Genomic DNA, 15760 nt, shown 5'->3' on the forward strand with positions numbered 1-15760 from the left:
AGGTCCTCACTCTCATTCCTTGCCTACAGCGAATCGTCACCCACCAACCAACTGCCTGAGCATTACAACTAGCCGTCGCGCGTAGCTTGGACCAGACTGTCTGGCGTGGCTATGGGACACGAGACAACGATTACAGTCGTCGCGGGCGTTTTTCTTCAAGATGGAAACGTGCTCGCTTGCAGACGAGGCTCGGACAAAAGTGGGGCCGGATCATGGGAGTTCCCCGGTGGCAAAGTGGAACCTGGCGAGACACACGAGGTGGCGCTTGCTCGGGAGATTTCGGAGGAACTTTCCATCCAGGTCAACGTTCTAGAACTCGTCGATCGTTCGAGGACGACGCTGCAAGATGTGACCATCGACCTCAGCTGCTATTTCGTCGAGGCTCTTGAAACTGAGCCCAGCAGCAGCACGGACCACGATCTTCTGCGCTGGGTCCCGATTAGCCAGCTCGCGGCTCTCGAATGGGCGAAACCAGATCTTCCAACTGTGGGGGCACTCATACGGAGCGTCGACTGAGCCGGAACGCCCCGTTCACCAGTCGCTTTCGACGAAACCCTCTCCCACGCGCGTGTGGACCCGAACGTTGAGCTCGCGACAGAGCTCTGAGAGGTCGTCTTCCATGCGACCTGGCATGAGGATCGCCGGTTTCACGGGGTAGCCGGCTCGCCGCGCATTGTGCGCGTAGTCGAGCGACTGCCCAATGGCCGTGCGAACGTACGAGCGAGCGGTGGATTTCTTCGCCTCGATGACTTCGCCCGCAGTGCTGTCGTAGAAGTCTGGACGGATCCGAGTGTTTCCGACTGTCAGCGACATGGACTGAACCACATGGTTCTTTGACTTCAGCCAGGTTCCGAATGCTGCCTGGAGATTGAATTCGACCCTCGATATCTCCAGTTCGCGAGGCTGCAGCTCGACAGTGAAGCCTCCCCATTCGGGCATGACCCAATCAGCGACGACGACTTGTTCAGCCTCGGGTGCGCCACTCGGCATGAGCCGCGCCACGTCCGCGTCGACCGGAGCGAGTAGGAAGATGATGCCGCGCCGGGATCCCCCCTCTACGTCCGGTATCTCCTGGTACTCGAACGCCGGGTCAGCAAGAGTGAAAGCGCCGACGTAGGTGGCATCAACTCCCCGCACTGTGAAGAGCCTGATCAGTCGACCATCTTGCACAGAGGACATGATGGCTGCGTTTCCGCGAAGAAACTGCTGATTACCGAGGGTTCCTTCACCCGTATACGCGTAAATTCCGTCGGCGCGGAGGCCTTCGTGGAGGTCGTACCCATATCGCTGCCCCTTCTTGGGGTCCGTGAAGATGAGGATATTCGGGTTTCCACGGGGAGTCGATATTCCCTGCTGTTGTTGCCCGCCCAGCATCTCGTGGATTCGGCGTCGCCGAAGGGTCTCACCGATGCGTATGGGCCAGGGGAAATCCACGTTTCTAGACTAGCGATAGCCGTGCACGAGGAAAACCTCGCGGGTGCGTCTAGTTCAAGCCACACGCGCGCTCTCCCTCTCCACTCAGAGCTGAGCACCCAATTCCCCAGCACCCGGGCATTTCACGACATGAACTCTGGTCGCATAGGCTCGCCCGGTCTTCCTCGCTCTCCCCCACCTCTGGAGCCCCTCATCGTGAACTCCCCTCGCACCCCTAAGTCGCGCCTGCCCCGCCAAACCCTTTTGGCTGCAGCAGCGGCTCTTTCGATCGTCGCGTTCGGAGTGCTCAGTGGATGCGCGTCCGCGAGCGAGCCAGTCGCCGAGCCAGCCCCAACGGTCACCGTAACGGCGACGGCCACGCTTCCCGTCGAGACGGTGACGGTCACCGTCACAGCGACCCCTGAAGTTGTCGTCCCCGCTGAAGAAGTCAGCGTTCCCGAGGCGGCACCCGCGGCGCCGGAGCCCGCACCTGAACCCGAAACGGCGCCAGTGCCGCTCGCCGCGGAACCGGTCGAGCAGCCGTCAAACGTTTACTACAAGAACTGCACCGCAGCTCGCGACGCAGGCGCAGCACCCGTCTACTCCGGGGATCCTGGCTACGGCCCACACCTCGACCGCGACGGTGACGGCATCGGCTGCGAGTAGCCAAATCGTCACCGGGTCTCGAACCAACAGCGGGTCAAGAGCGAGAGCGTTGAAACTGCAGTCGAGCAGTCGGATGCTCGAAGGACGCAATGATCTCAGCGTCTGATGCGGGGAGACCAAGTTCTACGAGGTACGGCGGCTCCGGCACCTCAGGCTCGTCGACGAATTGGCCCGCGTCCCAGCGGTCTCGGGTAGCTTCGACAGCTCTCTCGTAAGAATCCCACTGCTCTGCCGTGGGCTCCGGGTCCGACGGCACCACCTGAGTCTCGAGAGAGAACTCGGCCAGAACGTCGTCGACCGTCGGCTGCTCAAGCATGCGAGTCAACACGAGACGTTGCCATTCGTTCTCGCAGGAGGCGACAACCGCGTCGAAGGCGCTCTGGGTTCGTGCATCCCATGCACGCGCGAAGAGTTCTCGAGGCAAACCGATTCGCCGCTCGACGTCCATGGGCGGGAAACGACCATGGATACCTTCGAAGCCATCCACATTCTGGTCTTGCTGCCCCTGCTCGAAGGCACGCATCTGCTCGAAGGTCACGAACACAGCCGTCACCTCGCCGCTCTGCGTTCGCGAACCGATCCACTCACCAAGGGCCTCATCAATTGGATCCCCCTTGGCTGCAGCTTCCACCATCACTCGTTCGGTGGCTGCCCTCCACTGAGCGTCAGCGTCGTCCGAGGCTTCAGATTTGTCTGTGAGCTCTGGGGCGTTCCCCGGCTCCGATTGTTCCTCTCCGCTCAATGGCGCAAAGTGCTCAGAACACCGCTCAGCGTCCGAACGCATCATGCGCTGCATCTCAGCGCGGCGTTCGATTGCGGCCTCGGCGCTCGCCGCCTGCTCGAGTTCAGGCAGACCGTTGACCGGGTTCAGCTGCAGCACCAAAGTGCGTGCCTTCTCTCGGGCGACAGCTGCAGGCCATATGCCGGCGATTACCGCGGCGCTCGAAGCCGGCAACACCTCGAGCACGAAGACCAGCGCCGAATATCCGCCGTCGAGAGCCACCAGTCGCGCCCGCGAGTCTGTTGCCCCGGGAACACGCTCAAGCCCGGGCGCGGAATCCGCACCGAATTCGAGCATCCGCCTGAAGAGCGTCTCGAGGGCTTTTCGTGCCTGCGGGTCAGCTTCGATACTGCGCTGACGGTTGATATAAATCGACGTCATCAAGCTTCTCCCCCGTGCAACGATCAGCTTCCAACCATAGAGGCGACTGGTCCTCGCGTGAGGGCGGGAAAGTAAGTCAGCTCCCCTGCACGCACCCCGGCGGCAGCGAGTTCCCGCTGATGGCGAAGTCGTCGCAGGTGAGGAAGTGCGCCTGGTTGAGGCCGAGCGCGTAGGCCACCACGACGATGCCGCCGACCACGGCGACGATCAGCCAACGCCGATGCAGTGAAGTGCGGTCGACGAAGTCGGGCCACACGATGCGCAGCAGCACCCACAGTGTGAAGGGCACGCACACGAGCACGACGAGGATCGCGGCGAGGTCCACGAAGGCGACACCGAGGTTGCCCGAGTCGTCGTCGACGAGGAAGTTGAGGACCAGCCACATCGTCGGCACGAGCAGCAGCCCCGCGCGCCACAGCCTGCCCCACACCCTCCGCCGTTCGAGCAGCACGAACACGAACGCGGCTGTCGATGCCGCCCAGAACCCGAGGATGTCGTCGAAGAACACCTCTCCCCACGCTCCGAGCGTGAACGCCGGCCACCAGGCGACCGCCGCCATGCCCACCATGACGACGCCGAGCGGCACGTCGCGCTGGCGCTCGTCGGCGGGCTCGTCGACCTCTCCTGGGGTGCTCACCCTCGAAACGTAGCGCCGATGCCGCCGACTCGGAAGCCTCCGCGGCGACCCGCGGTCCCGGCCGAGCGCTTGTGCGTGATCTCAGCCCCGCATCCACCCATCGCCACCCAGCAATTCGCTCCGCCTTCGCGTGTAGCTTTCTCTCACCCCGTGTGAGAAGTTGAGTCCACCGGCACCCGAGATTCACCAGAATCCCCGTAGCGCTTCGTACGAAGGAGCACCAGATGTCGTTCCCCGCGCGCGCATGAGCGCCATTCTCGAGCTGCCCATCGTCGACTCACCCGCGATGTGGATCATCTACCTCCTCGCGGTCGCCCTCACGATCACGCTGCTCGTGCGGGACCCCGACCCGAAGTGGTTCGTGCGCGCCTCCATCGGCGCCGTCGCGGGAGCGCTGCTCGGCATGGGCATCTACTTCGCCGGCAACCTGCTCGACCTCTTCGGCGTGAACCTGCCCCTCATGGTCGGCGTGTGGACGACCGCCATGTTCGCGGGCGTCGGCCTCGCCATCGCTTCCTTCCCGGACGCGAAGCCGTGGCGCAAGGTCGTCGCGAGCGTCGCCATCCTCGCCTACCTCCTCGCGGGGGCAACCGGCATCAACGCGTTCTACGGCCTCAACCCCACCCTCGGCTCCGTCTTCGGCGACGTCGAAGAAGCGCAGATCTCACTCCCGGACTCCAACCCAGACAACCGGGCCGCACCCGCGCAGCCCCTCTCGGCAACCTGGCAGGCGCCAAGCAACATGCCCTCCGTCGGCGAGCGCGGCTCGGCCCCCATCCCCGGGACCGAATCCGGCTTCGTGGCGCGAGACGCGGGCATCTACCTGCCCCCGGCGGCTCTGGTCGACAACGCCCCCGCTCTCCCCGTGATCATCATGATGATGGGATACCCGGGAAACCCCGACGGCACGATCATCAGCGACGTTCTCGACGAGTTCGCCGCCAAGAACAACGGCCTCGCGCCGATCGTCATCATCGCTGACCAACTCGGCGCCGCCGGCGTCCAGGACCCGGCCTGCGCCGACTCCGCAAAATACGGGAACGCCGAGACCTACATCACGACGGACGTCGTCAACTGGGCGAACACGAACCTCAACGTCATCAAAGACCCCAAGTACTGGACCATCGCCGGCTACTCGAACGGCGGCGGCTGCGCCGCGAAATACGGCGCCAAGCACCCCGACCTCTTCAAGAACGTCATCAGCGTCTCGGGCGAGGAGTTCCCCGGTTCCGAGGGCGCCGATGCTGCGACCGCCGACATCTACGGCGGTGACACGACCGCTTTCGAAGCCTCCAAGCCCATCAACATCATGAAGGCTGCCCCCGCCGGCAGCTACTCCGGTATGACCGCGATCTTTACCGCCGGCAGCGAAGACCCCACGTTCGCCGCCGCGGCAACGGCCGTCTCGCAAGCGGCCGAGGCAGTCGGCATCGCCACAACCCTGTTCCTCGTGCAGGGCGCCGACCACGGCGGCGACGCCGTCAGCGGCGGCCTCACCGAGGGCTTCGACGTGCTCTACCCCGTGCTCGGACTCTCTACCGGCACCTGAACGAGCTCCCGCCAGCCCTCGGCCACCACGCTCACGAGCGACAGCTAGGGGCGGGCCGACCCCACAGCGTCACGCGCTTCCGCAACGCGCCCCACCCGACGCCTCACGAGCGTCCACGCGATGCCGAGAACGACGAACCACACCGGGGTCAACAGCAGCGGCCCCCGAGTGTCGTCGAACATGCCGAGCACCACGAGCATGAAGACGAAGAACCCGAGCACCACCCACGAGAGCGGCACCCCGAAACGCAGCCGGTAGGCGGATGCGGCATGCAGCTCGGGACGGCGGCGCCGGTACACGAGGTACGACGCGAGGATCATCGACCACACGAAGATGAAGAGAATCGACGAGACCGCCGTGACGAGCTGGAACGCGTCGTCGAAGATCAACCCGAGCGATCCGCCCAGCAGCACGACCCCACACGACAGCAGCAGGGCACGGCCAGGCACGGCTGTCCGTGTCAGCTTCCCGAACATCGCGGGAGCCTGCCTCCTCGTCGCGAGGCCGTAGGCCATGCGACTCGAGGAGAAGAAGCCGCTGTTCGCGGCTGACACCGCCGACGTCATCACCACGGCGTTGATGAGGGCCGCCGCCCCACCGAGACCGATGAGCAGGAAGAGCGCCACGAATGGGCTCTCGCTCGGGTCGATCTCGCTCCACGGCGTCACGCACATGATGACGCCGAGCGCGAGCACATAGAAGAAGAGGATGCGCATCGGCACCTGGTTGATCGCCTTCGGCAGGTTCTTCTCAGGATCCTTCGCCTCGGCCGCCGTCGTGCCGACGAGCTCGATACCCGCGAACGCGAAGATCGCGATCTGGAAGCCGCCAAGGAACCCGATGAGACCGTTCGGGAAGAAGCCGCCGTCGTCCCACAGATGCGTGACGCTCGCCGTATCCCCGTCCGGAGCCGTGAACGCCGTCGCGATGAGGAAGATGCCGACCACGATCAGCCCGAGAATCGTGACCACCTTGATGAGCGCGAACCAGAACTCGGCCTCTCCGAACGCCTTCACGGCGATGAGATTCAACGCCAGCACAAACGCGACCGCGATGACCATCGGCACCCAACCGGGAAGATCCGGCCACCAGAACCTCGCATACGTCTGCACGCCCACCATGTCGGCCGTCGCGATCGAGATGAGACACAGCCAATACGTCCAGCCGATGAAGAAGCGCGCCCATTCACCGAGATAGTCGGCGGCGAAGTCCTGGAAGGTGCGATAGCCGAGATTCGAGAGCAGCAGCTCCCCCATCGCCCGCATCATCACGAACAGCATCGCCCCGACGACGACATACACGAGCAGAATCGACGGGCCAGCCTTATGGATGCCGATGCCGGAACCCAGGAAGAGTCCCGTTCCGATCGCACCGCCGATAGCGATCAGCTGAATGTGTCGGTTGCTGAGACCGCGCTCAAGGGATGGCCCGGCAGTTGGGGAATCGCCTTCGATACCGCTCATGGCCAGAGCCTAGATCCAGTGAGAGGAAAACTCACCAGAAAAGATTGGTGGAGGACTCTGGAATTGCACCAGACAAGGCGTCTCAAGAACGCATCCCCCAAGGATTCGAGTGTAAGCCCATGATCGTTCCGGGAGCAAGTTGGAAACGCCGAGAACGGATGCGAGAACCGGCGCTTTCCACTCGTCAGCCGCCGCGCTTCTGCGCATCGAGATCCCACACGAGCCCGAGCGGGGAGAAGCCCTCCTCACCATCGGAGTCTCGATACAACTCGACGAAGCGTCCGATGTCCTCCTGCCAGCTCACATTCGCGGGATCGACGTCGAGCGCGGCGATGGCCGCATCCCAGTCATCGCAGATCACGTCGTGGAAGAGCCGATGCCCGGAGCGGAAGATCGTCCAGCTACGGATGCCGACCCGGTCGAACGCGGCCATGAGCTCGTCAGGCACGACGGCGTGGCTGGCGCGGTACCCCTCGATCGATCCCGGCTTGATCTCCGAGTGGAGCGCGACCCTCATCGTGAGACTCGCATCCGGCGCTCGCCGCGGGCTGCAGCACACGTCTCGTCTCGAAGAAGGGCTCCATCGGTAGCTTCCATACTCGAATGCTAACGACATCGTGCCCCGCGGGAGCGCAGCACAGGGCATGCAGAATGGCCCAGCCACCGCGGGAGCGGTGACTGGACCATTCGAGGCAAGGACCTAGGCCAGGGCGGCCTGCTGGTTGCTCGCGTTGCGCGAGTCGATCGACTTGGCGAGCACACCCGTGACGGCGATGAGGATCGCGACCGCGAGGGCGACGACGCCGACGAGCGTCGACTCGGGTGCATCCGCGAGCCGCCCGAAGCCAACCCAGGCGACACCCCAGATGATGGCCGCCGACACGGCGAGGTTCTTCCATCGCCACACGTAGAACGTCGCGAGTCCGAGGACGGCGATGAGGGCCGCGGTGGTCGAGATCTCGCCGAGCGTGCTCTCCGCAGCCACCCCGGTCGAGACGATGGCCGCCCCGAGGTTCGCGAGGGTCGCAACCGACACCCAGCCGAGGTAGAGGCCGAAGGTCGTGTCGACCGCGAGGCGCTCGCCCCAGTTCTCGGCAGGGCGCGCGGCGATGCGGCTCACCAGCGCGATGCACACGGCGAGCAGCGCGACGATGACGACGACGCTCACCCAGATCAGGCCGAACTGAGTGACAAGGAGCCATCCGGCGTTCAGGAGCATCGACAGCGCGGCCAGCCAGCCCGTGGAGCGAGCCTTGGCCGACGTGGCCTGCTTCGGCAGCCACTGCCAGACGACGTAGGCGAACAGGCCGAGGTAGATGACCGACCAGATCGAGAAGGCCGTGCCGGCCGGGGCGATGAGCGTTGCGTCGGCGGAGAGGTTGCCGCTCGACGATTGATTGACCTCAGTGCCGCCGAAGAGACCCACCCCGTAGAGGGTCCCGACGACGCAGAGGATTCCGGAGACGGTCACGAACAGACGGCGGAGAAGATCGGAGGACATGCAAAGAAGCTAAACGATCTAACTGAATGCGGCGTGGATGTTGACACTCTCGCGTGCCAGAGGCGATCGAGTCGCCGCAGCATGGGAAAACGCCCCCGACCATGAACCGCACCGCGTGGTGCTCATGGTCGAGGGCGTCAGCGGAGTCCGGCTCCGAGCCGCCCGCGTGCCTGTTACAGCTCGACCTTGCCGCTGTCACCCTCGATGGGCTCTCCGGAGACCCTCGACTTGATGAAGCTGAAGACCGTCGCGATGCGGCCGCCCGGGGTGTCCCAGTACTCGCCACCGCTCGCCGTGAACTTCAGGACGCCCACGTTCGGGTCCTCGGGGCCGTCAGGGAACCACGCCTCGGCCGCAGGGTTCCAGAGCTCGCGCAGCTTCTCCGGCGCATCCACGACCCCCGCCGTCCCGGAGAGCGAGACCCACGAGTCGTTCGAGCTCAGTGAGACCCCGGCGCGAGCATCCGCTGCGAGGTTGCGGACCGTCGTCGAGTCCTTCTGGATGAGGAACCACAGGTCGCCGTCGAACTCCGCCTCCTGAATCGTGAGCGGATGCGCGACCAGCGACCCCGAGCCCTCGATCGTCGTGAGCATGGCGAAGCGGAACTCCTTGACGAGCTTCGCGATCTTCGCAACCTCGTCGGCATGCGAAGCGTTCGAGTGGGTTCCGTGGCCGTCGTGCGTCGTGTGGTCGGTCATGTGTTGCTCCTCGGGGGATCAGATCGTGCGCGTCGTCGCGCCCGTCGTCGGGCGCTCCCGCTGACGGGACCCGGCGAACGTACGCACGGGGCCTCCGAATCCCCCTCGTGTCTCCCGGATGCCCGCCGTGCACTCCCGGCGCGGCGCCTGGGAGCGAGACGAAAGGCGTGTGCTCTAGCGGCGAGCGCCGTAGCCGATCAGCTCGCGCAGCCAGCCGACACCCTTCACGGTCGCGCCGACCGCCGCGACGCGTTCGCTGAGCTCGCGATCGCTCGTGGCGACCGTCACGGTCTCGCCCCCATCGACCCGGCGACGTGCCTCATCGACGATCGCGTCGTCCCCTGACGCACTCGCGCGCACCACTCGAACCTGGGCGTGCTGTGCCTCGTCGTCCGACGGGCCGCGGATCTCCCGCGCGGCGCCCTCGACGACAACCGCGAACTCCGGGAACCAGCTCGTGCCACCCAGCCCCAGATCTTCGGCCGAGACGCCGGACGTCACCGACGTGGATCCGGACGACACAGGTGAGGCCGCTCCGGCTCGAGCGAAGGCCTCGACCTTCGACAGCAGCCGCTCAGCTGCGCCCGCACGGTCCCGCCACCAACCGTCGGGGACCGAGCCGACCACGTTCGCCGCGTCGACGACAACCGCCGGACGCACCTCGAGGGCGGCCCGCAGCGCAGGCCAGGAGGCTGCGAAGCCGTGGTGCAGCGGCAGCGTGTCCACCTCGTCGATGGGAACCCAGCGCAGCTCGAGGCTCTCCGCGTCGGCGATGACGGGATCGAACGGCTCGACGACGCGAGCGACGAGCGTCGTGTACCGCCAGAAGCCCAGCTCCAGCACGCTCGTGAAGAGCGGCGAGACGGAGCCGCACGGCACACCCGCTTCCTCTGCGGCCTCGCGGAGGGCGCCGACGGCCGGGGATTCGCCCTCGTGCAGCGCCCCGCCCGGGATGCCCCACGTGCCGCCGTGATGGCTCCACTCGGCGCGATGCTGGAGCAGGATGCCGCGCTGCGGGTCGACGGCCACAAGCCCTGCGGCACCGAACCTGCCCCAGTAGCGCTGTCCGGTCTCGGAGTACACCCACGCGTCGCCGGGATCGCGCGGCCCATGCAGCAGGCGGCGCGAAACCTGGTTGCCGGCGGGGGAAGTCGTCACCCCGCCAGCTTCACACGGCGCGGCTCCGCTGCCAAGAGCCCAGCCAGACGGGCGTAACAGATGCTCTCGCATGGACCGTGCGGACGAGGGGCGACTCCGCAGACGTGCAGCCTGTGGACGCGCCCCTTCCACAGGCGAGAGGGCAGCGCGGTTCCGGCCCGTTCGTCGCGCGCACACTCGTCGCATGACAGCGATCCCAGCCCCGATGACCGAGCCCATCATCACCGACGAGGAGGTGCTCCGTCACGTGACCGGCCTCGTCGGAGAGGCCTATCGGCGCCAGCTCTGGCTCATGTTCCTCGACGCCGACGACCTCGCCCTCCCAGTGCTCATGCCGATCGAGGCCTACCCGAACAGGCCCACGTATCCGCACCTCGAGAAGATCGCCGGCGCCATCGCCGAGATGGTCGCCGAGCTGCGGGCCGCGAGCATCATCCTCACGTGGGAGCGGCCAGGCCCTGGCGCCTCCACGCCAGACGAGCGGCTGTGGGCAGCCGCTCTCGGCATCGCGTGCGAGGTGCGCGAGCTCTCCGTGCGCGCGCAGCTCCTCGCATCGCGCGAGGGCGTGCGCCATTTCGACAAGGCCGAGTACTTCGCCGTGGCGGCGTGACCGATGCTCACGCTCCCTCCGAGGCTGTCGACAGAGGTCACACGAACCGTGGCGGCGACACGAACCGCGGCGGCCACAGCAACCGCAGCGGCGACACGGTCCGCCGAGTCAGTCGGTGGTCAGCACCACGAGGCGCTGCGTGGCCCGGGTCATGGCGACGTACCGGTCGACGGCACCCTCGATCCCGGTCCCGAACTGCTCGGGATCCACGAGCACGACCAGGTCGAACTCGAGGCCCTTCGCCGTCTCCGGAGTGAGCGAGCGCACCCGGCCTCGGTTGTCGAACTCGACTCCGCTCGGGCCATCACCGCCACCGCTCCCGCCCCCGACGGCCGTGATGACGCAGGCGATTCCCTCGAGGTTCTCGTCCAGCCACACATCCAGCACCTGCTGGAGGTCAGCGACCGATCCGTGCACGACGGGCAGCCCGCTGCTGCGCACCGACACCGGAACGTTGGCATCCGGCAGCGCCGCCAGGATGACGGGCGCAGCCTCAGCCATGACCTCCTCCGGCGTGCGGTAGTTGATCGTGAGCTGCGCCACCTCGACCTTCGGCAGGCCGATGCCTCGCAGACGCTCCTCCCACGTCTCGCGGAAGCCGTGCCTCGCCTGCGCCCGGTCGCCGACGACCGTGAAGCTGCGCGAGGGGCACCGCGCAAGCAGCATCGCCCACTCGGCATCGGTGAGCTCCTGCGCCTCGTCGATCACCACGTGCGCGAAGGGGCCAGCCAGCTCGTCGAAGTCGACCGGGGGCAGGGAATCCTCGTCGATGAGCGAGTGCTGCGCATCCTCGACCCGGAGCATCGTGACGACACCCTCGCCGTCGTCGTCGCCCTCGATGAGGTTGTCGACCACGTGCGACATGTGCTCCTGCTGCGACACCAGTGCCTCGGCCCGCCGGGCCCGCTGCCGGAACTCGTTCGGGTCGCCCGTGAGTCGCCTCGCCGCGTCGATGAGCGGGAGATCCGAGACGGTCCACGAGCGAGCATCCGCCCGCTGCAGCGCCCGAACCTGTTCAGCGCTCAGCTCAGGGGCGCACCACTGCAGGTACGCCGGCACCGACCAGAGGTCGGCGATCACGGAAGCCGGGTCGAGCAGCGGCCACGCCTTCGCGAACGCGGCCCGCAACCGCTCATCACGCACCAGCGACGCCCGCACCGCGTGCTCGGAAGCCTGCGGCGAGCGCTTGTCGACGAGGAGCCGCAGCACCTCCTCCCACACCTGCTCACGAGCCTCGTTGTGCGTGAGCCCGGGCTCGTACGCCACGAACGCCTCCGCCCAGTCGCGGGCATCCAGGGTCAGCTCCTGCGAGTCCGTCGTCGTCACCGAGAACGGCGCCCGCGGTGGACGCTGGTGGTACCGCACCGCCTTGCCCACGGCCCGCACCAGGTCGAGCGACGACTTCAGCCGGGCGACGGATGCATCGGTCTCCTCCCGCGCGTCGGCCCCCTCCGGGAGCAGGTCCCGGAGCGTGCACAGCTGCACGCTGTCCTCGCCGAGGCTCGGCAGCACGTTCGCCACATAGTTCAGGTACGGGCGGCTCGGGCCCACGAACAGCACCCCGCCGCGCCCCTGCTTGAAGCGGGGGTCCGAGTACAGCAGGAACGCCGTGCGGTGCAGCGCCACAACCGTCTTGCCGGTGCCGGGCCCGCCATCCACGACCAGCGCGCCCCGCGAAGGGGCACGGATGATCGCGTCCTGATCGGCCTGGATCGTGCCGAGCACGTCGCGCATCTCCCCCGACCTCGCCGACCCGAGACTCGCGATGAACGACGACTGGTCGTCCAGTGCCACACGGCCGACGAGATCTCCGGGCACAAACACCTCATCCCAGTAGTCGACGACCCGCTCCACGTTCCAGCGGTACCGACGGCGACTCGCCAGGCCGAGCGGATTCGCGTGCGTCGCCGCAAAGAAGGGCTCAGCCGCCGGCACACGCCAGTCGATGAGCAGTCGACGCCCGGCCTCGTCGGCGAGACCGAACCGGCCGACGTACACGTCGGGCGAACCATCCGCCGGCGTCATGCGCCCCAAGCACGCATCGACCCCGAAGCGCTCCAGGCCACGCAGCTGACGCGACAGGCGATGGATCTCCGTATCCCGATCGAGCGCCTGCTGCCCCGCGCCACCCTCCGTCAGCCGCAGCTCGTCGAGCCGCGCCGCGAGCTCGCCCTTCTGCAGGGCCAGCGCCTCAGCGACCGCAGCGAACTGCTCAGCATCAGCACCCACCAGTTCCGGGTCGGACTTGAAAGAAAGGTGGGGCGGGAGGGCAAAGACTTCAGCAGAAGATGTCACGATCGCTCATTCTGGTGCCTCGACGGGGCCTTGCGGCAAGCCCCTGGTGATTTATAACTTGGAAGAGGCAGGCAGGCGCTCGAGAACCACCGCGATCGCCACCGCGACAGCCACCCCGATGAGCGTCTCCACACCCCGCTCGAGCAGCAGCTGGCCGGCCGAGACATCCCCCGCGAGGCGCCCCATGACCAGCACAAGCGGCGTCAGGAACAGCAGCCCCAGCGTGTAGTTGCGCACGATGAACAGCTCGACCCCACCCTGCAGGGCGATCACCAGCAGCACCACGACCAGGCCGCTCGGCTCGAACGCCATCAGCACGGCCGCCGCCCCGAGGCCGAGCACCGTCCCCACAAGCCGATGCGTCGCCCGCAGCACCCGATGGAACCCCGTCGCCGCTGACAGACCGGCGATCGCGGACACCATCGCCCAGTACGGATGCCCGATGCCGATCAGCAGCGGAATCGCCCCAGCCACCAGCGTGCCGACCGCGAACATCCACGCACGCCCCAGCGGCGTCGACCTCGCCGGACGAACCGACCTGATCGACCCCGTCGACAGCGAACCCACAGCGGAGGCCCCCGAGGCGGGTGCACCCGTAGCGGAGGCCCCCGAGGCGGCTGGTCCCGAGAAAGCTGGCCCCGGAGCCTGAGCAGGAGCACCGGCCCCGCCGCCAGCAGCGCGCGCCGCTCGGCCCCTGTCCACGAGCTCCCCGACCGCGCCGAACACGAGGCCGAGGAGCAGCGACCACACGGCCGTCACGACGGCCACGCCGAGACCGCGCAGCAGCACCGCCCCGTCCACCGCGAGCGCCGCGATCGCGGCGAGGGCGAAGATCTGGAACATGGGGCCGGGAGGCGCCCACCGCACCCGGTCGCCGAGGAGGGACATGAGGAACGCCCATGCGGCGGCGATGGGCAGCACGAGCAGCCCGCGCTCGGGCGACAAGGAAATGAGCGCACCCACCCCGACGGAGACGAGCAGCGCCCCCGCGGCGATCGACTGCAGCCGGAGGCGAGCGAAGACGTCCAGCCCGCGACCGTAGACGCTCGTGAATGCGCCGAACACGGCGAAGATCGCCAGCTGCATGGATCCGGTCGCCCACAGGAGCACCAGTGGCGCGCCGATCGCCAGCGCAACCCGCAGCGCCACCCAGTGGTCACGTCGGTAGGGCCCCATCGTCACGAGGTCGCGCCAGCCAGGAATCAGCTCGTGTCGGGAAAAAGGCATTGCGCCATTATCTCCCCGCCCTGGGGACTTCTCCCCGTCTGCCACCCCTGACCACGTCCCCGAACTTAAGATAGGCTCGCCTTACTCAAAGCCGAGTCGCGTTGGACGTTCAGCGCGACGCGCAGGCTTGGCCCGTCCGCCCCCAAAGCGCCCGTGCGGCCCCTGCAACGGCTCCACTCTCTGTGCGCGCAGCACAGCACATCCCCGAACCGAGGATCCGCCATGCCCGAAACGCTCACGACTTCCACGCGGCGCACGGCCGCCCGCATCCAGGGTGCCGGCCTGCTCGCCATCTCCGCGCTCCTCCTCGCCGGATGCGCCCCAGCGGCCACCGGCGCCGCGCCCGAAGAGACCGCCGCTGCATCCGGAACCGTCACCATCACCGACAACCACGGCGAGATCGAGGTTCCCGTCAACCCCGAGCGCGTGATCGCCCTCGACAACACGACGTTCCAGACCCTCAGCGACTGGGGCATCAACGTCGTCGCAGCCCCCAAGCCGCTCATGGAGAGCGTCTGGCCCGACCTCGCTGGCGGCGACGAGGTGCTCGACGTCGGCCTCCACCGCGAGCCCAACCTCGAGGCCGTCATCGAAGCCGAGCCCGACCTCATCATCGGCGGCTACCGCTTCCAGGACTACTACGAGGACCTCAAGGGCATCCAGCCCAAGACCATCGAGATCAACCCCCGCGACGGCGAAGAGGCCACGAGCGAGCTGAAGCGCCAGGTCGAGATCCTCGGCCAGATCTTCGACAAGGAAGCGGAAGCCGCCGAGACGGTCGCCGCCTTCGACACCGCCATCGCCGACGCCAAGAGCGCCTACAACGGCACCGACACGGTCGTCGGCCTCATCACCTCCGGCGGCGAGATCGCCTACGCGGCACCCGGCGAGGGACGCGGCGTCGGCCAGCTCTTCCCCACGATCGGCCTCACCCCCGCCATCGACCAGGCCGCTGAAGACGCCTCCCACGGCGACGACATCAGCGTCGAGGCCATCGCCCAGGCCAGCCCCGAGTGGATGATCGTGCTCGACCGCGACGCCGGCACCGGCGAAGAGGGCGCTGCGGCAGCAGCCGATCTGATCGCCGGCGCCGAGGCCCTGCAGAACGTGCCAGCCGTGCAGAAGAACCAGATCGTCTACCTCGACCCGACCTTCTACCTCGACGAGGGCATCCAGGCCTACACGGGCCTGTACACGGACGTCGCAGCGGCGTTCTCCGGCGCGAGCAGCTAGCCACGCTCCGGGCCTCGTGCCCCGCCGCTCCCCTGGTGCCCTCGCGGCACCCGAGCGGCGGGGCACGAACCGGCCCCGGGTATCCCGGGGTCTCCCGCCGCGACAGCCGCGCAAGCCGCGACTGCCGCACGGCCCCCTCCGCGGGGCC

The 15760-nt window shown here is 67.2% G+C and carries 15 protein-coding genes; 5 read left to right on the forward strand and 10 right to left on the reverse strand.

Annotated features, from left to right (window positions below; all coding sequences use genetic code 11):
* Positions 1–111: 111 nt before the first annotated feature.
* Positions 112–516, forward strand: coding sequence for a (deoxy)nucleoside triphosphate pyrophosphohydrolase (locus tag C5E05_RS04035; protein ID WP_104306527.1), 405 nt, complete (start codon positions 112–114; stop codon positions 514–516).
* A 15-nt stretch (positions 517–531) separates the two neighbouring features.
* On the opposite strand, the gene C5E05_RS04040 is transcribed toward C5E05_RS04035, so the two are convergent.
* Positions 532–1434 (reverse strand): hypothetical protein, encoded by a 903-nt coding sequence (locus C5E05_RS04040; RefSeq protein WP_146081027.1) that lies wholly within the window; start codon positions 1432–1434, stop codon positions 532–534.
* 243 nt (positions 1435–1677) lie between these two features.
* On the opposite strand from C5E05_RS04040, the gene C5E05_RS20625 reads away from it, so the two are divergent.
* Positions 1678–2079, forward strand: coding sequence for an excalibur calcium-binding domain-containing protein (locus C5E05_RS20625; protein ID WP_228496730.1), 402 nt, complete (start codon positions 1678–1680; stop codon positions 2077–2079).
* A gap of 34 nt (positions 2080–2113) precedes the next feature.
* On the opposite strand, the gene C5E05_RS04050 is transcribed toward C5E05_RS20625, so the two are convergent.
* Positions 2114–3241 carry a hypothetical protein gene (locus tag C5E05_RS04050; RefSeq protein ID WP_104341146.1) on the reverse strand — a complete coding sequence of 376 codons (1128 nt, stop codon included), beginning with the start codon at positions 3239–3241 and terminating at the stop codon, positions 2114–2116.
* 76 nt (positions 3242–3317) lie between these two features.
* Positions 3318–3878, reverse strand: a complete 561-nt coding sequence (locus tag C5E05_RS04055) for a hypothetical protein (protein WP_258064755.1) — start codon at positions 3876–3878, stop codon at positions 3318–3320.
* Positions 3879–4122: 244 nt separating this feature from the next.
* On the opposite strand from C5E05_RS04055, the gene C5E05_RS04060 reads away from it, so the two are divergent.
* Positions 4123–5427: an esterase family protein gene (locus C5E05_RS04060; RefSeq protein WP_104341147.1), complete on the forward strand. Its 1305-nt coding sequence runs from the start codon at positions 4123–4125 to the stop codon at positions 5425–5427.
* Between the two features lie 44 nt (positions 5428–5471).
* Here the strand turns inward: C5E05_RS04060 and C5E05_RS04065 are convergent, their stop codons facing one another.
* From C5E05_RS04065 to C5E05_RS04085, 5 genes are all read right to left on the reverse strand, one after another.
* Positions 5472–6890: an amino acid permease gene (locus tag C5E05_RS04065; protein ID WP_104341148.1), complete on the reverse strand. Its 1419-nt coding sequence runs from the start codon at positions 6888–6890 to the stop codon at positions 5472–5474.
* Positions 6891–7074: 184 nt separating this feature from the next.
* Positions 7075–7407 carry an L-rhamnose mutarotase gene (locus tag C5E05_RS04070; RefSeq protein WP_104341149.1) on the reverse strand — a complete coding sequence of 111 codons (333 nt, stop codon included), beginning with the start codon at positions 7405–7407 and terminating at the stop codon, positions 7075–7077.
* 183 nt (positions 7408–7590) lie between these two features.
* A complete protein-coding gene (locus C5E05_RS04075) occupies positions 7591–8391 on the reverse strand; it encodes a tryptophan-rich sensory protein (RefSeq protein ID WP_104341150.1) in 801 nt (266 codons plus the stop codon).
* Between the two features lie 173 nt (positions 8392–8564).
* The gene (locus C5E05_RS04080) at positions 8565–9089 is read right to left on the reverse strand and encodes a pyridoxamine 5'-phosphate oxidase family protein (RefSeq protein ID WP_104341151.1); all 525 of its coding nucleotides are present in this window, start codon (positions 9087–9089) and stop codon (positions 8565–8567) included.
* 174 nt (positions 9090–9263) lie between these two features.
* On the reverse strand, positions 9264–10247 hold the full coding sequence (locus tag C5E05_RS04085; RefSeq protein WP_258063103.1) for an NUDIX domain-containing protein: 984 nt from the start codon (positions 10245–10247) through the stop codon (positions 9264–9266).
* A gap of 184 nt (positions 10248–10431) precedes the next feature.
* On the opposite strand from C5E05_RS04085, the gene C5E05_RS04090 reads away from it, so the two are divergent.
* Positions 10432–10857 (forward strand): hypothetical protein, encoded by a 426-nt coding sequence (locus C5E05_RS04090; RefSeq protein ID WP_146081028.1) that lies wholly within the window; start codon positions 10432–10434, stop codon positions 10855–10857.
* Between the two features lie 108 nt (positions 10858–10965).
* Here C5E05_RS04090 and helR read toward each other — a convergent pair whose 3' ends face one another.
* Entirely contained in the window at positions 10966–13155 is a 2190-nt protein-coding gene (gene helR / locus C5E05_RS04095) for an RNA polymerase recycling motor ATPase HelR (protein ID WP_104341153.1), read from the reverse strand.
* A gap of 48 nt (positions 13156–13203) precedes the next feature.
* Positions 13204–14379 (reverse strand): FUSC family protein, encoded by a 1176-nt coding sequence (locus tag C5E05_RS04100; RefSeq protein ID WP_104341154.1) that lies wholly within the window; start codon positions 14377–14379, stop codon positions 13204–13206.
* A 222-nt stretch (positions 14380–14601) separates the two neighbouring features.
* Here C5E05_RS04100 and C5E05_RS04105 point away from each other — a divergent pair, with 222 nt between their 5' ends.
* Positions 14602–15612 (forward strand): siderophore ABC transporter substrate-binding protein, encoded by a 1011-nt coding sequence (locus C5E05_RS04105; protein WP_104341155.1) that lies wholly within the window; start codon positions 14602–14604, stop codon positions 15610–15612.
* Positions 15613–15760: the final 148 nt, after the last annotated feature.

Origin of the sequence: Pseudoclavibacter sp. AY1H1, from assembly GCF_002931055.1 — a bacterium.
Lineage (GTDB): Bacteria > Actinomycetota > Actinomycetes > Actinomycetales > Microbacteriaceae > Pseudoclavibacter.

What these genes read in the sequence shown, in the direction of transcription:
- C5E05_RS04035 (WP_104306527.1), top strand. Translation starts at nt 112, where the DNA reads ATGGGACACGAGACAACGATTACAGTCGTCGCGGGCGTTTTTCTTCAA.
- C5E05_RS04050 (WP_104341146.1), bottom strand. Translation starts at nt 3,241, where the DNA reads ATGACGTCGATTTATATCAACCGTCAGCGCAGTATCGAAGCTGACCCG.
- C5E05_RS04060 (WP_104341147.1), top strand. Translation starts at nt 4,123, where the DNA reads ATGAGCGCCATTCTCGAGCTGCCCATCGTCGACTCACCCGCGATGTGG.
- C5E05_RS04065 (WP_104341148.1), bottom strand. Translation starts at nt 6,890, where the DNA reads ATGAGCGGTATCGAAGGCGATTCCCCAACTGCCGGGCCATCCCTTGAG.
- C5E05_RS04070 (WP_104341149.1), bottom strand. Translation starts at nt 7,407, where the DNA reads ATGAGGGTCGCGCTCCACTCGGAGATCAAGCCGGGATCGATCGAGGGG.
- C5E05_RS04075 (WP_104341150.1), bottom strand. Translation starts at nt 8,391, where the DNA reads ATGTCCTCCGATCTTCTCCGCCGTCTGTTCGTGACCGTCTCCGGAATC.
- C5E05_RS04080 (WP_104341151.1), bottom strand. Translation starts at nt 9,089, where the DNA reads ATGACCGACCACACGACGCACGACGGCCACGGAACCCACTCGAACGCT.
- C5E05_RS04090 (WP_146081028.1), top strand. Translation starts at nt 10,432, where the DNA reads ATGACAGCGATCCCAGCCCCGATGACCGAGCCCATCATCACCGACGAG.
- C5E05_RS04100 (WP_104341154.1), bottom strand. Translation starts at nt 14,379, where the DNA reads ATGCCTTTTTCCCGACACGAGCTGATTCCTGGCTGGCGCGACCTCGTG.
- C5E05_RS04105 (WP_104341155.1), top strand. Translation starts at nt 14,602, where the DNA reads ATGCCCGAAACGCTCACGACTTCCACGCGGCGCACGGCCGCCCGCATC.